Below are 15344 nucleotides of genomic sequence, written 5' to 3'. Positions count from 1 at the left end.
GAAACTGCCAGGAGCAATCCTGGCAGTTTTCTTATCCTTTAACACTACCGACGGAATTGTTAAGTATGGTAAAATGATGAAATTCATATTTTCCATACGGAGCGGTCATGACGCCCATTCTTCAACTTTCTGGGATTACAAAGCGCTTTCCTGGCGTGTTGGCCAATGACCATATCGACCTGCAATTGAATGAGGGAGAAATTCTCGCCTTGCTGGGCGAAAACGGTGCGGGTAAGACCACATTGATGAATATTCTTTATGGCCTGTACCAGCCGGATGAAGGCGAAATTTCGGTCCGCGGCAAACCGGTTCAGGTCCATTCCCCAACCGATGCCATCAAAGCCGGAATTGGTATGGTGCATCAACACTTCATGTTAGTGCCCGTCTTCACGGTTACCGAAAACGTGATGCTGGGTGAGGAACCTGTCCGTCCGGGCGGATTCCTGGACCGGCCAAAGGCGGCCAAACGCATTCGAGAGATTTCCGAAGCGTTCCAATTGGATGTCAATCCGGATTTGTACGTTCAGGATCTGCCGGTGGGCGTTCAGCAGCGGGTTGAGATCATCAAGCTGTTGTATCGTGAAGCTGACATCCTCATCTTCGACGAACCAACCGCTGTGCTGACGCCGCAGGAAGCGGACGAGTTGTTCGAGATTATGCGTTCGCTGGCCAAACAGGGCAAGTCGATTATCTTCATCACCCACAAACTGCGCGAAGTTCTGGCAATTGCCGACCGTATCATGGTCATCCGCCGCGGTGCAGTGGTGGGTGAGACAACCCCGGCTGAAGCGGATCAGAACAAGCTGGCCGCCATGATGGTTGGTCGCGCGGTCAATCTGGAAGTGGAACGTGAGGTTGGCACACCGGGAGAGGTCGTTCTCAACGTCGAGAACCTGGTGATGCGCGATGAAATCAAACAGATCGCGGTAAACAACGTCTCCTTCGACATTCATGCGGGGGAAATTCTGGGCGTGGCCGGCGTGCAGGGCAATGGGCAGACCGAACTGGTCGAAGCCATCACCGGCATGAAACACCTTGAGTCCGGGAAGATCACCCTGCTGGGCCACGATATCAGCAAAGCGTCCCCGCGCCAGATTACGGAATATGGTTCGGCGCATGTGCCTGAGGATCGCCAGCGCGATGGTCTGGTGCTGCCCTTCCCGATTTATGAAAATCTGGTTCTGTGTACCTACTTCAAAGAGCCTTTTTCCAGAGGCATCATTCTGAATGAAGAAAAAATCGTCGAATCTGCCGAGCGCCTGGTAAAAGAATTCGATATTCGCACTCCCAGTATCGACACAACGGTTGGGTCGCTCTCCGGCGGCAATCAACAAAAGGTGATTATCGCCCGCGAACTCTCCCGCCCGATTCAATTCTTGATCGCTTCTCAGCCTACGCGCGGCCTGGATGTTGGTTCGATCGAATTCATTCACAAACGCATCATGGACAAGCGGACGGAAGGTTGCGCCGTGCTCCTGGTTTCGCCCGAACTGGATGAGGTCATGGAGCTCTCGGATCGCATCGCAGTCATGTACCGCGGCAATATCGTCACCATTCTTCCGGCTGACCAGGTGACCAAGGAACAGGTTGGCTTGCTCATGGCTGGAGTTTCTCCAGATGTTGCTCTGCAGCAAATCGCGGCCGGTGAAACTCGAAAACGAGAAACTACTCTCTAGACAGAGGTGCTGAATTGGGCGAAGAACCTTCTCAAAACAAAGATGTCGGTAAGGCCGTCCTGCAGGAACTGACGAATTCGTCGAAAAAGAATTCCGGCAAACAACGCCGTTCGGTTGGCCAGACGCTATTGATCCCCGTTCTGGCAGTCTTCTCCGGTCTGGTGTTCGGTGGAATTTTGATCATTCTGACGGATGCCAACGTGTATACAGCATTTGGCAAATCTTTCGGTCAGGGACTTCTGGCAGCGTTGAATTCTGTTGGCACTGCCTACGGCGCGTTGTTGCGCTCCGCATTCGGCAGCCCGGCGCGGATGATTTCGGCCTTGCAGGCGGGCAATGCGCTGGAAATCCGGCGCGCCTTCAACCCCTTCCTGGAAAGCCTGGTCGTTTCCACGCCCTATATTTTTGCGGGTCTGGCGGTAGCGGTTGGTTTCCGGGCCGGTTTGTTCAACATCGGCGTTGAAGGCCAGTTGTTCATCGGCGGCACCGCGGCCGCCTTCGTGGGTTATGCCTTGAAAGGCCTGCCGGCCGTCATCCACCTGCCTCTGGCGTTGCTCGCGGGTGCAATCGGCGGCGGCCTGTGGGGTTTCATTCCTGGATGGCTCAAAGCCAAGACCGGCGCGCATGAAGTCATCAACACCATCATGCTTAACTGGATTGCCTTCCGCTTGACCGACTGGCTGCTGGGCGGCCCCATGCGTGACCCGACCTCGGGTGGCATGCCGATCTCTCCTAAAATAGAAGCAACAGCCTGGCTGCCAAAGTTTTTCCAGACCCCCATTCGTTTTCACCTGGGATTTTTCATCGCTCTGGCAATCGCCTGGCTGATGTGGTTCCTGCTGTTCAAAACGACCTGGGGCTTTAATCTCCGCACCGTGGGCGCGAACCCGCATGCAGCCAAATATGGCGGCATGAATGTTGTTACAAGCACCATCGTAGCCATGTCCCTTTCGGGTGCGCTCGCCGGACTGGCAGGCGCCAACCAGGTGTTGGGCGTCGCTCACTCGATGGCCATGGGGCTGTCTTCTGGTTATGGTTATGACTCGATTGCGCTGGCATTGTTGGGCAACAGCTCACCGTTTGGCGTTGTGCTGGCCGCGTTGCTTTTCGGTTTCCTGCGCAACGGCGCCACCCAGATGATGGTGGTCACCCAGATCCCGATCGATATCATTTCCATCATTCAGGCGTTTATCATCGTCTTTATTGCCGCGCCCGCCTTGATCCGCTCGATCTATCACATCAAGGAAGCCAAGGCTGAAGAGAAAGTGTTTATCCACGGCTGGGGAGGGAAATAATGGCAACTGCTGCTGTAACAAAATCTACGACCCAGACTGTCGAAGTCGTTTCACTCCGCCGCAAGGTGACCATGGGAATCGTTTTCCTGGCCTTGGCGGCGCTCATCCTTCTGGTTTTCCTTCGCGATACGGGCAGTGACCTGACCACCTCCTTTGGCATGACGCCGGGCGGCATCACTCAGGGCGCCGTGGGTAGCTGGGTGGTCAAATCCCAGCTGACTTTGATCATCACCGGCGGCCTGTCCCTCCTGGCAGCCATTTATCAGCTCGTGCGCGGTTTCGGGAAGAAAACCAATGCGGTGCTGGGCGTGGTTGCCCTGCTGTTCGTGTTTGCTTTCCTGACCTATACCGCCAGGGGAAAATCGCTCAACCTGGGTGGCATGCTCAACAGCGCGCTGTCACTGGCTGTACCGATCATCCTGGCCGCGTATTCCGGCATCCTCTGCGAACGCTCGGGGATCATCAACATCGCCATCGAAGGCATGATGCTGATGGGCGCCCTGGTCGGCGCGCTGGTCGGCAGTGTCTCGCACTCCATGTGGGTTGGCCTCTTGGGTTCCATCGCTTCCGCGATGCTTCTGGCCTGGGTTCTGGCATGGCTCTCCATAAAATACAAAATCAACCAGATCATCACCGGCACGGTCATCAATATCTTCTCCACCGGTATGACCTCTTTCATCTCGGCCAAATTCATGCAGACCAATGAAGCTTTGAACATGACCCCCATGTTTGGCCGGGTTCCCATTCCGCTGCTGGCGGATATCCCCTTCATCGGGCCCATCCTGTTCAATAACAACCTGTTCATCTACGGCACCATCATCGTTTGCATCGTGCTGCAGGTGGCTTTGTTCTCCACGCGCTGGGGCCTGCGCCTGCGCGCCTGCGGTGAGCATCCCAAGGCGGCCGACACGCTGGGCATCAATGTCTTCAAAACCCGCTATATGGGCACCCTGTTGGGCGGCGCCATCGCCGGTTTTGCCGGCGCCTACTTCACCCTGGGTTCGGTGGGCCGCTTCGATGAAATGATGACCGCCGGCAAAGGTTTCATCGGCCTGGCTGCCATGATCTTCGGCAACTGGAATCCCTTCGGGGCTTTTGGCGCCGGTATGCTGTTCGGTTTCGCTGATGCATTTGGTTCCAAGCTGTCCATCCTGGGCAGCGTTGTTCCCCCCGAATTCATGGCCATGCTGCCGTATGTCATCACCATGATCGTCCTGGCCGGTCTCATCGGCAGAGGTCATGCCCCGGCATCTGAAGGCACCCCGTACGAGAAAGAATAGCCTTCGAAAACTCATCGTTTTTCCGAAGCCTCTCTGGTCCTAAGACTAGGGGGGCTTTCTATTTGGTTTGTTATAATCATTGCATTCATCGTAAACATGAGGTGCCATCGAATGAGTACCATCCAAGTTGAAAACATCGTTAAGTCTTTTGGCTCACAACGCGCGGTCGATGGGGTCAATTTCGAAGTCAACCCGGGAGAAATCTTCGGTTTGTTGGGACCCAACGGCGCGGGAAAGACGACCACGATCCGCATTATTCTGGATATCTTCAAGCCCGATTCGGGAAATGTCGCAATCCTGGGCGGCCCGATGACAGAAGATAAGAAAAACCGCATCGGTTATTTGCCTGAAGAACGCGGTTTGTACCAGGAGATCAAGCTGGAACAATGTCTGGTTTATCTGGCTACCTTGAAAGGTCTTTCCAAAGCTGAAGCCAACAAACGGGTCAGCGAATATCTGGAGCGTTTTGACCTGGCCGATAGTCGCAAGAAGAAGCTCAAAGAATTATCCAAGGGTATGCAGCAAAAGGCTCAGCTTATCGTCACCCTGGTGCACGAGCCGGAAATTCTCATCATCGACGAACCCTTCAGCGCGCTCGATCCCGTCAACACCCAGATGGTCAAAGACCTGTTGCTCGAACAGCGCGCAAAAGGCCGGACGATCGTGCTGTGCACGCACCAGATGCACCAGGTGGAAGAATTATGCGACCGGATCGTTCTCATCGATAAAGGCAAAGCCATGCTTTACGGCGATTTGAACGAAATTCGCCGCCAGTACGCCGGACAGGATTTGATCTTACGTACGCCCACCCTCCTCCCGGCCACCATCCCCGGCGTCTCCTCCTATCTGCGAACCAATGGCGGTTACCACCTCAAACTAGCCGCCGGTACCGCTCCGCAGGCGGTGTTGGCAGAACTGGTGAAAGAGAATATCCTGGTCGAACAATTCGAGATTGCCATGCCTACCATGGATGAGATCTTCATCCGGGTCGTGACAGGAGAGACACCGAATGAGTAAGCTCTGGTTGGTATTCAAACACGAATACGGCCATCACGTACTCCGCAAACGTTTCCTGGTCGCGTTGCTCAGCCTGCCGTTGATGGTCGTTGTAATGATCGGGGCCACCTTCCTGGCCGTACGGCTCGATTACGACTCCCGGCCAGCCGGCTATGTGGATCAATCCGGATTGTTTACCAACGCCCGGCAGCTCGAGGTGAAGAAATCCGATTTCACCCCGAAAATTCAATTCCATCTTTACTCCGATGAAGCTTCTGCCCAGGCGGACCTGAATAACAAGACCATCCAGGCTTTGTTTATCATTGCCCCGGATTACATGAAGACCGGCAATGTCAAAATGGTCGCTCTCGATTCGCCGGGCGACCAGGTGCAATCGAATTTTAGGCAATTTCTGGTGATGAACCTTCTCGCCAGCAAGCCCAAAGACCTCGCGGCGCGCATAACGCAGGGTGCCAACCTGATCATCAAAAGCGTCGAAGGCAGCCGGGAGATGGCTGAAAATAATTTTTTGGCTATCCTCATCCCTTTGATTGCCGGCATCCTCTTTATGGTTTCCATTAATACCAGCGGCGGTTATCTGTTGCAGGCTGTGGTTGAGGAAAAAGAAAATCGCACCATGGAGATCATGGTCACATCACTCTCTCCCAACCAGTTGATGGCAGGGAAGATCCTGGGCAATCTCAGCGTCGGCCTCACCCAGGTGGTCGTGTGGGCGCTGTGTGGCCTGGTGGCCATCAATTTTCTCACCAGCGCCATGCCAGAGTATTCCGTCGGCAGCCTGCTGAACCCCTCCTTTTTCTGGTTGATGCTGGCGACCTTCCTGCCCAGCTTCATCATGGTGGCAGCTCTCATGGCCGCGGTAGGCGCAACCGTGACCGAGACTCGCGAAGCCCAACAGGTGGCCGGTCTGTTCACCCTGCCCATCTTCTTGCCGCTCTGGTTCATCAGCGTGATCATGATGCATCCCAATGGCGGACTGGCTGTTGCTTTCAGCCTCTTCCCGTTGACCGCGCCGCTCACATTGCCAATGCGCGCGGTGCTCACCGATATCCCGGTCTGGGAGATCGTTTTGACGATCGGGTTGCTCATCCTCACCGCGGTGGGAGCAATCTGGGTTGCCAGCCGCGCTTTCCGTCTAGGCATGCTGCGTTACGGCAAGCGCCTGGCCTGGAAGGAAATTTTCGGACGCGCCGCGTGAGGATGCCATGAATAAAATGTTGCTCGTACTGAAAAACGAATTCAGGACGGTTGTTTTCAGAAAATCCTTTTTTCTGACGCTATTCCTGGTCCCGATTATTGCCACGGTCGTTTTCACCATTTTCGGATCGATCGGGGGGGACCAGCCCACTTCGATGATCGGAAAACTGATCTCTCCACCCGAGGAAGTAAAACCGGAAGGCCTGGTCGATCAAAGTGGCCTGATCGAGGCCATACCGGTTGAATACAAGGACAAGCTACTGCAATTCAAGGATGAGTCCGCGGCTAACGCTGCTTTACAGGAAGGTCAGATCGGTTCGTATTACATCATCCCGCCTGATTTCCTGGAAACCGGCGATGTCACCTACCTGCGGACCGACTTCAACCCATTTGGCGGAATGGATCGATCCGAGGTGATCCAACAGGTGATCCGCTCGAGCCTTCTGAAAGGTGAACCGCTCTTATTGAGCCGCATCGAACAGCCCTACAACGTGGAAGTCACCTATATTTCCCAGCAGCCGGTGCGCGACGCGGGGAATTTCATGAACTTCATGGTCCCCTACGTGGTTACCATGCTTTTCTACATGGTCATCCTCACCTCCTCCAGCATGATGCTCAGCAGCATCACCAATGAAAAAGAGAACCGGGTCATGGAAGTGCTGATGACTTCGATCACCCCCACTCAAATGCTGAGCGGAAAAATCATTGCGCTCGGATTGGTCGGCCTCCTGCAAACCGTGGTCTGGTCCGGGTATGGTTATCTGATCGCGGTTCTCTCGCGCAACGGTACGCCGGAATTAGCGGGATTCCAAATCAGCCCGGCCCTCCTGATCTGGGGGATGGTCTTCTTCCTGCTGGGTTACGGCATTTACGCGGCATTGATGGCCGGAATCGGCGCGCTTGTACCCAATCTGCGCGAAGCCTCGCAGGCAACCACCATCGTGATTCTGCCGCTCATCGTTCCCTTGTTCTTCCTGACCTCGATGGCTGAAAAACCAAATGGCCCGATTTCCCTGATCCTGAGCCTGTTTCCACTGACGTCTCCCATCACCATGATGGCGCGGCTCTCATCGGCCAACGTGCCCTGGTGGCAGATGGCAATTTCGATCTTTCTGCTGCTGGTGACCGTGTACCTGCTCATCCGGGCAGTGGCCGGCATGTTCCGCGCCCAACGGCTGCTTTCGGGACAGGCATTCAATCTCAAACTGTTCGTGAACGCGCTGATCGGAAAAGCCTGATCCGTTTCGGATTTCAACAGACTATTGGCTGATAATCACTCACAACGGGACGTAATACCCAATCCGTATTACGTCCCGTCCATCTTCCGGAACCCACACCCGGGAAGCGGCCCCGGACTTTCTTCGCTCCACCCGAGAACTCCCTGCACTTGTTGTCGATGCCATCCATTTCAATCCGCGCCATATACCCCGATTGAGCAAACCTGGCTATAATCAACTTATCGGCATTTTCCGGAAGGAGTTGATTCTGGCTGCGTTGGCTCATGGAAGGAGACCCCATGGTGAATAAGAAATTTATGCTCCTTGCGATCCTGATCGGTCTGACATTGCTCCTGGGTTCATGCAATCTTCCACGCCCCACCGAACAGGTCAGCGGGCCCGATCAACTCAACACCTTCGCCGCCCAGACCGTGGTTGCCTTGAGCACCGCCGTCGCCCAGGCCAAGACCCAATCGCCGGCCACTCAGACTTCCGAGGGACAGGCAGCCACCAACACCTCGCCGGCGTTACAAACGATCGTCTCACCCACGCTGACCACCACCTCCGTTCCATGTGATCGGGTTGAATTCGTTCGCGATGTGAATTATCCGGACGACACCCAGGTTGATCCCGGCCAATCGTTTACCAAGACCTGGGAGCTGAAGAATACCGGTTCCTGCACCTGGAATTCGAGTTACGCGGTGGTCTTCGATACCGGCGAGAGCATGGGAGTAGCGCCCGCCACCCAATTGACCAACGGGTCGGTCGCGCCCCAGCAAGTGGTTCAGGTGTCGCTTGCACTCAAGGCGCCAAGCAAAGCCGGCACTTTCCAGGCGAATTTTAAGTTGCGCAATGCCTCGGGGGTGGTCTTTGGGCTGGGCAGCGACGGGGCCAAGGCGTTCTGGGTCAAGATCAAGGTCGCGGCATCCGGCTATAACTTCGTCGATAATTACTGCAAGGCCGAATGGCGCACGACCAACGGCGCCGTCAACTGTCCCGGGCAGACCAGTGACAACGGCTTTGTGATAAAGGTCGATGCGCCGGTTTTGGAAACCGGTGGAACCGAGGACGAACCCGCCCTGTGGACCAATCCGCCCTCCGGCACCGACACTGAAATTCGCGGCGTCTATCCGGCGCTGACCGTCACCAGCGGCATGTACTTCAAATCCATCATCGGCTGCCTGAACAATGCCACAAATTGCAATGTTAAATTCCAACTTTCTTATATTCCGGAAGGCGGTTCGGAGACCAAGTTGACCGAGTGGACCGAGACCTACGATCACAACTTCACCCGCATCAACCTGGATCTCTCGACCCTGGCCGGAAAAAAGGTGCAATTCGTCCTTTCCGTCAAATCCAACGGCGCCTCCGATCAGGACCAGGCTTTCTGGCTGCAGCCGCGCCTTGAACCGTAAAGTGGAAGGCAAAGATCGCTGCCCGTTTTGCATGAACACTCGGGTAGCCCTTGAGGAGGTCATCGTCGAAAGAGAATCCCAGTCAGTTTTGGCTTGCGCGACAAATTGCGGCATGATATAATCGCAATGCTCAAAGTCGCCTGCCCTCTCTGAGAGGGCTTTCTCCGTAGGACTTTGAACCTTCGGGAAAGCGAACGACTTCTTCTTTCTTACCCAAACCACGCAATTACATAAGCGCTTCAGCCGGCCTGGAAAATGGCTGGCATATCGCTTGTGGTACAATTACACTCAACAATCACGGATATATAATTCCATGAGAATACTTGAACTCGAAAATGCTCCGCTGGCATCATTGCGTCAGATAGCCAAGGATCTGAATGTCACTGACGCAAACCGCCTCAAAAAAGAAAACCTGATCATCCGCATTCGGCAAATCGAAGCGGATCGTGAAGGGCTTGAGGTACGGGGTGGGATTCTGGAGATCATGCCCGAAGGCATCGGTTTCCTGCGCACCAATTATAAAATCGGGCCTGAGGATGTCTACGTATCTCAGGCCCAGTTGCGCCGCTACGAGCTTCGCAACGGCGATATGGTCATCGGCGCGGTCCGCCCGCCGCGTGATTCCGAGCGCCATTATGGTCTGCTGAAAGTGGAAACCATCAATGGCAAAAACCCGGAAGAACTTCACAACCGGCCCAGCTTCGAGAATTTGACCCCCATTTTCCCTGAGCGTCGCTTCGACCTGGAAGTCGATCGCGGAGCCCTTTCGACGCGATTGATCAATTTGATCGCCCCGATCGGCCGCGGTCAGCGCGGCATGATCGTATCTCCGCCCAAGGCGGGCAAGACCACCATTCTCAAGCAGCTCGCCAATTCGATCTCGACCAAGTACCCCGAGGTGCATCTCATCATGGCGCTCATCGGCGAACGGCCGGAAGAAGTGACCGACATGGACCGATCGGTGGATGCCGAGGTGGTGGCTTCCACCTTCGACGAACCGGTCAGTTCACACGTACGCACCGCTGAAATCACGCTCGAACGCGCCAAACGCCTGGTGGAAACTGGCCGGGATGTGGTCATTTTGATGGATTCGCTCACTCGCCTGGCGCGCGCCTATAACCTGGTCGTCAATCCGTCCGGGCGCACGCTCTCCGGCGGCATGGATCCGTCTGCCCTCTACCCGCCCAAACGGTTCTTTGGCGCGGCGCGCAATATCGAAGAAGGCGGTTCATTGACGATCATCGCAACCGCGTTGGTGGATACCGGTTCGCGCCTGGATGACGTGGTCTACGAAGAATTCAAGGGCACCGGCAATATGGAATTGGTCCTCTCCCGTAAATTACAGGAACGGCGGACCTTCCCGGCCATCGACATCGAACGCTCCTCCACCCGCCGCGAAGAACTGCTGCTCGGTTCGGATATTTTGCCGCGCGTCTGGTTGATGCGCCGCATGTACCTGCAAATGATCGCCCCCGCCCCCCAGGGCGCAGCCATGGATACGGCTGTCGCGACCGAAGCTATTTTGCAGCGTATTTCGAAAAGTAAGAATAATATGGAATTTCTTGAAACGCTCACGGAGGATATGTGACCTTGAAGCAAGGAAAATCCCCAATCGGGGAGCCGGAAAAAGCGCATCGCTCTTTATGGGTAAATACCTGGCTTCCGAGAATTTCCTGGGGGATTGCAGCATTAATGATTGCATTCGCAGTCTTGGTTCTATTGCAGGTAACCGGTGTGTCCGCACTGGCTGCCTCCTCAGGCGACAAGTTCATCCCTGCTGACAGCGCCAAAACGGCGCCTTTGCCCGATTATTCGACCGGCGCGGCGGTGAATGCCCTGTCGCGGATTTCAAATCTCAGCACGGTGATTTCGGATACGAGCCGCGAGACCGCAGCGGAATATACCATTGAATCGGGTGATTCCATCTTCGCCATCTCCAAATCATACGACGTCAAGCCTGAGACGATCCTTTGGGCGAATTACGCCATCCTCAACGACAATCCCGACCTGATCTCGGTGGGCGATACGTTGATCATCCCACCTGCCGACGGCATTTATATCAAGGTCAAGGATGGCGATACCATCGATTCACTGGCGGCGCAGTATAAATCCACGCCTGATAAGATTCTATATTTTCCGGGAAACAAGATGGATGTGTCCAACCCCAAGTTGGAAGTGGGATCCTACGTCATGATTCCCGGCGGCAGCCGCGAGTGGCAGCGCACCTGGTTGGTGCCAACCTATTGGCGGCCGTCCTCCGGCGCCAACAAGACCATCACCGGACAATGTGAAATCGCAGACGGAGGCGCATATGGGTCAGGCGCATTTGTCTGGCCGGCCGACAGTCACATGATCTCGGGCAATGATTTCTGGGATGGCCACCTGGGCATCGATATTGGCGCGGGATTAGGCGCCAATGTCTACGCAGCCGACAGCGGCGTGGTGGTTTACGCCGGTTGGATCAGCGGTGGGTACGGCAATATGGTCATGATCGACCACGGCAATGGCTACCACACGGTTTACGGCCACTTAAGTTCGATCCAGGTGAGATGCGGCCAGAGCGTGTATTCTGGCAACGTGATCGGTTACGCCGGTTCCACGGGCAACTCCACCGGCCCACACCTGCATTTCGAAGTGCGTTACTTCGGTGCCTTCATCAATCCGCATTACGTGTTACCCTAGATCGGGATACCAAAAACAAAAACCGGCGCAGCATTTGATTGCGCCGGTTTTTGTTTTCTTTCGATCCGGACCGGGGCTATAACAAACTGGTCGGGTCGACCGCCACGCGCCATTCGCCCAGGGTTTTGCCGCGCAGCAGGCGCGCCGGCTCGGGCCCGCGCAGGAGGATCTGCCAGCGGTACAGCCCATTCTGGCGCGCGAAAAAGCACGGCGCCGGACCGATGATCCGGGTGGAGGTAAAACCCTCCTGGTCCATCCAAACCTGCAACTGCTCCGCCATCCGGTGGGCTTCCGCTTCAGCGCTGGCCGGATCGCGCTGGCGCAGTTCCAGGCGCACCAGGCGTGAAAAGGGCGGATATCCGATCTTGCGGCGTTCGGCCAGTTCGTGTTGCAAAAATCCGGAATAATCATGCTTCGCGGCGAACTGAATCGCATAGTGGTCCGGCCGATAGGTCTGCAATATGACCCGTCCACCCAGCGGACTGCGCCCTGCCCGCCCGGCCACCTGGGTGAGCAATTGGAAGGTTCGTTCCGGAGTGCGGTAATCCGGCAGGTTCAAGCCCACATCGGCCAGCACCACCCCAACCAGCGTCACCAGCGGAAGATCCAGGCCCTTGGCCAGCATCTGGGTGCCGATCAGGATATCCGCCTGATGGTGGCTGAAATGGGAAAGCAAAATCTCATGCGAACCTTTTTGGCGGGTGGTTTCGGCGTCCCAACGCAGGGTCCGCGCATTCGGAAACGTCTTTTGAACTTCGCTTTCGACGCGCTCCGTGCCGGTGCCGTACTGCCGGATCGAAGTGCTGCGGCACTGTGGACAGTAGGCCGGCATCTGGCGTTGATAATTGCAGATATGGCAGCGTAAATCGTTGGTGTCGCTGTGAAAGGTCAGCGGCATATCACAACGCGGGCAGCGCAACACATGGCCGCACTCCCGACAGAATACATAGGTGGACGAGCCGCGCCGGTTGAGGAACAGGATGGCCTGCTGACCGGCATTCAGCACCTGCGTCAGGGAATCCTGCAACGACCGGCTGAAAATCGAACGGTTGCCGGCTTTAAGTTCCTGGCGCATGTCCACCACCTGAACGGGCGGCAGCGGCAAGAACGCGGCCTCACCTTCGTTGTCCAGTTCAGGCATCGAAATACCGGATTGGCTCGCCTGGGTCGCCAAAATCTGGCGGTGCGCCAGAATACGCTCCGGCAGCTCCAGCAGATTCCAATGCTCGCGTTGCGCCCGGTAATACAATCCGATTTCGGGCGTGGCCGAGCCCAGCAACACCACGCTGCCGGTGATACGCGCGTAGGCCAGGGCGGCCTGCACGGCGTGATACACCGGCGTCTGATCGTCCTGATAATATGAATCATCGTGGCATTCATCCACCACGATCAAGCCCAGGCGCGGCAGCGGCGTGAACAGGGCGCTGCGCGGCCCGACAATCACGCTCAGTTGCCCGCTGCGGGCTCGCCGCCAGGTATCGTAACGCTCGCCCGGCGAAAGCCGCGAATGCACCAGCCCCACCTGGCCCGGGAAACGCCCCAGGAAGCGCTTGACAGTCTGCGGCGTGAGCGAGATCTCGGGCACCAGAATGATCGCCTGGCGTCCCTGACGCAGGGCTTCGGCCACGGCTTGCAAGTAGATTTCCGTTTTGCCCGAGCCGGTCACGCCGTGCAGCAAATAAGGCGCGGGCGGATTGGATGGGTCCATCTGGCGTAAACCGGCCCGCACGCGCTCCAGGGCTTCCATCTGACCGCCCGTCAATTGCGGGGCCTGCTGCACCACCGGGGCCATATGTTCCAATGGATCGCGCCAGACTTCGGTTTCACCAAAAGCCACCAGGTCCTTTTCGGCGAGGCTTTGCAGGTCGGCCAGCGTTGCTCCGGAGGATGCCTTTACCCAGGCCACATCTACGGGCAGCGCTTCGCCCTGCAGGAATCGCAGGGCTGCTTTGCGCCGTTCCAGGGCAGCGCTGCCGGGTCGGGCCACCCCCTCCAGGCGCTCCGCCAGCGTTTCCGGCGCAGCCGTCAGCCAGACCGTGCGCGCCCGCTTGGGCTGTACCGTCGGCGGCAATAAAAACGGCTGCGAGCCGAGAATCTCCTTGTGCAGCAGCGGCTCGGCGGCTTCCCGCCAGCGCACTTTGGGCAGCGCGTTATCGATCTGCCCATCCCGGAGCGGTCCGCGCTGGCGCAGCAGATCGATCAGGCGGTTTTGCAGCGGGGTAAACACCGCCGCCGCAGGGAGCTTTTCCGAATTCAAGCCATAGAGTGTCCCGGTGTGCTGGCTCAGGCCAGGTGGCAGCATGAGTTCGATGCACGCCGCCAGCGGCGACAGCGTCTCGTCCGCCATCCACTGCGCCAGCTTCATCTGCTCGGCGGTCAGGGCCGGTTGATCATCCACCAGTGTCTGCACCGGGCGGGTCTCCGGCACGGCGCTTTCACCGGTCAGGCGAAGCGCCAACCCCTGAACGGTCCGCTTACCAAAGGGAACGATGACCAGACAGCCCGGTTTCACCCGCCCCTCCAATTCTTCCGGCAGGTGATAGTCGTAGATACCCGACCCGCTCAACGGGACGTTTACGGCGACCTGTACGAAGGTGGTCAAGCGGAAACCTGTTTCAAAATCGCGGCTGCCCCGTAACCGACGACTTCCCCGCGATCACCGGTTTCGTCCGCCGAGGTGCTGTGATGGAGAATCTCAACCGAATTGCCGCCCAGGGCGCGCGCCGCCCATAGAACGGCGGCCACGGCCGGATATCCGCAGGCAAAGCCTGTGCCGCTTTCTTCCGCGCGAAAGACGCCATCCGGCGAAAAATCAGCGATCTGCTTGAGCATGACGGCGTCCAACTGGTCGGCGGTCTCTTCGGGATAGAAATGCGATAAATCCGTGCTGGCCACCAACAGCGCCCGTTTACCGGCCAACACGCGCCCCAGCGCTTCACCCAACGCGCGGGCGGTGGACTTGCTCTGGCTGCGAACCATCACGGGCAGCAATTTGAACTCCCCTTCCAGGGCGCGTTGCAGGAAAGGCAGCTCGATTTCAAGCGAGTGTTCGGTGTCATTCGAGATCCGCTGAATTTTTTTGTCCGAAATCACCTTGATATTTTCATCCAACGCATCCAAAACCTCACCGTCCACCCAGACCGTGCCCAGCGGCGTGCCGTACGCCTTATGGGCGGTCGTGAGCAGATCGGCCGGATAGAAACCATGCAGCGGGCTGATCACCGCCACCAGATCGAAGTGCTGGCCCTGGACGGCCCGAAAGGCGTGCCCGGCGGTGCGTCCGGAATAGCGGTGCCCGGCGTGCGGGCTGACCAGCCCGATCACCTCTCCGGACAGGGGCGGAAGAACTGCGGATTGTAAAAACGCATCCACCTGGTGCGCCAGACGCTGCGGATCGGCGCTGTACCAGGTACCCGCAATGGGCGAAGGTCGAACGTCAGCAACCATGATCGACCACACTCCTTTCCAATAACCCGCTTCGATACGATAACGATACGCAATCTCTTCTCGCGGTCTTTACCGTCGCATTAACTATATCTCAAAAGCGGCTTACGGTCACGGTCCT

Annotated in this window: 11 protein-coding genes; 9 read left to right on the top strand and 2 right to left on the bottom strand. The window is 56.9% G+C overall.

The genetic code is table 11. From position 1 onward, the window contains the following. Positions 1 to 107 precede the first annotated feature (107 nt). The 9 genes from LARV_RS08990 to LARV_RS08945 all read left to right on the top strand — a co-directional run bounded on the left by LARV_RS08990 (position 108) and on the right by LARV_RS08945 (position 11779). The gene (locus tag LARV_RS08990; protein ID WP_075073321.1) at positions 108 to 1676 is read left to right on the top strand and encodes an ABC transporter ATP-binding protein; all 1569 of its coding nucleotides are present in this window, start codon (positions 108 to 110) and stop codon (positions 1674 to 1676) included. 14 nt (positions 1677 to 1690) lie between these two features. Continuing rightward, complete coding sequence (locus LARV_RS08985; RefSeq protein WP_201785905.1) at positions 1691 to 2971, top strand: ABC transporter permease; 1281 nt, start codon at positions 1691 to 1693, stop codon at positions 2969 to 2971. Beyond that, on the top strand, positions 2971 to 4251 hold the full coding sequence (locus LARV_RS08980; RefSeq protein ID WP_075073320.1) for an ABC transporter permease: 1281 nt from the start codon (positions 2971 to 2973) through the stop codon (positions 4249 to 4251). Before LARV_RS08985 ends, LARV_RS08980 begins: the two co-directional genes overlap by 1 nt. A gap of 111 nt (positions 4252 to 4362) precedes the next feature. After that, the gene (locus tag LARV_RS08975) at positions 4363 to 5268 is read left to right on the top strand and encodes an ABC transporter ATP-binding protein (RefSeq protein WP_075073319.1); all 906 of its coding nucleotides are present in this window, start codon (positions 4363 to 4365) and stop codon (positions 5266 to 5268) included. Then, complete coding sequence (locus LARV_RS08970; protein ID WP_075073318.1) at positions 5261 to 6466, top strand: ABC transporter permease; 1206 nt, start codon at positions 5261 to 5263, stop codon at positions 6464 to 6466. The genes LARV_RS08975 and LARV_RS08970 overlap by 8 nt, the downstream gene beginning before the upstream one ends. A gap of 7 nt (positions 6467 to 6473) precedes the next feature. Beyond that, the gene (locus tag LARV_RS08965) at positions 6474 to 7703 is read left to right on the top strand and encodes an ABC transporter permease (RefSeq protein WP_075073317.1); all 1230 of its coding nucleotides are present in this window, start codon (positions 6474 to 6476) and stop codon (positions 7701 to 7703) included. A 281-nt stretch (positions 7704 to 7984) separates the two neighbouring features. Continuing rightward, positions 7985 to 9097: an NBR1-Ig-like domain-containing protein gene (locus LARV_RS08955; protein ID WP_172797826.1), complete on the top strand. Its 1113-nt coding sequence runs from the start codon at positions 7985 to 7987 to the stop codon at positions 9095 to 9097. 313 nt (positions 9098 to 9410) lie between these two features. Further along, positions 9411 to 10685, top strand: a complete 1275-nt coding sequence (gene rho, locus LARV_RS08950; RefSeq protein ID WP_075073314.1) for a transcription termination factor Rho — start codon at positions 9411 to 9413, stop codon at positions 10683 to 10685. A gap of 104 nt (positions 10686 to 10789) precedes the next feature. After that, positions 10790 to 11779, top strand: a complete 990-nt coding sequence (locus LARV_RS08945; protein ID WP_152031759.1) for a peptidoglycan DD-metalloendopeptidase family protein — start codon at positions 10790 to 10792, stop codon at positions 11777 to 11779. A 76-nt stretch (positions 11780 to 11855) separates the two neighbouring features. Here LARV_RS08945 and priA read toward each other — a convergent pair whose 3' ends face one another. Beyond that, positions 11856 to 14381, bottom strand: coding sequence for a primosomal protein N' (gene priA / locus LARV_RS08940; RefSeq protein WP_075073312.1), 2526 nt, complete (start codon positions 14379 to 14381; stop codon positions 11856 to 11858). Then, the gene (gene amrB / locus LARV_RS08935; RefSeq protein WP_075073311.1) at positions 14378 to 15226 is read right to left on the bottom strand and encodes an AmmeMemoRadiSam system protein B; all 849 of its coding nucleotides are present in this window, start codon (positions 15224 to 15226) and stop codon (positions 14378 to 14380) included. The genes priA and amrB overlap by 4 nt, the downstream gene beginning before the upstream one ends. Positions 15227 to 15344: the final 118 nt, after the last annotated feature.

The sequence above is a fragment of the Longilinea arvoryzae genome, from assembly GCF_001050235.1.
Lineage (GTDB): Bacteria > Chloroflexota > Anaerolineae > Anaerolineales > Anaerolineaceae > Longilinea > Longilinea arvoryzae.
The sequence above is the reverse complement of the archived record's forward strand: the minus strand, read 5'-3'. Positions and strand labels throughout refer to the sequence as shown.

Coding starts and splice junctions, on each gene's coding strand:
- LARV_RS08945 (WP_152031759.1), top strand. CDS start 10,790: ATGATTGCATTCGCAGTCTTGGTTCTATTGCAGGTAACCGGTGTGTCC.
- LARV_RS08975 (WP_075073319.1), top strand. CDS start 4,363: ATGAGTACCATCCAAGTTGAAAACATCGTTAAGTCTTTTGGCTCACAA.
- rho (WP_075073314.1), top strand. CDS start 9,411: ATGAGAATACTTGAACTCGAAAATGCTCCGCTGGCATCATTGCGTCAG.
- LARV_RS08980 (WP_075073320.1), top strand. CDS start 2,971: ATGGCAACTGCTGCTGTAACAAAATCTACGACCCAGACTGTCGAAGTC.
- LARV_RS08970 (WP_075073318.1), top strand. CDS start 5,261: ATGAGTAAGCTCTGGTTGGTATTCAAACACGAATACGGCCATCACGTA.
- LARV_RS08990 (WP_075073321.1), top strand. CDS start 108: ATGACGCCCATTCTTCAACTTTCTGGGATTACAAAGCGCTTTCCTGGC.
- LARV_RS08965 (WP_075073317.1), top strand. CDS start 6,474: ATGAATAAAATGTTGCTCGTACTGAAAAACGAATTCAGGACGGTTGTT.
- amrB (WP_075073311.1), bottom strand. CDS start 15,226: ATGGTTGCTGACGTTCGACCTTCGCCCATTGCGGGTACCTGGTACAGC.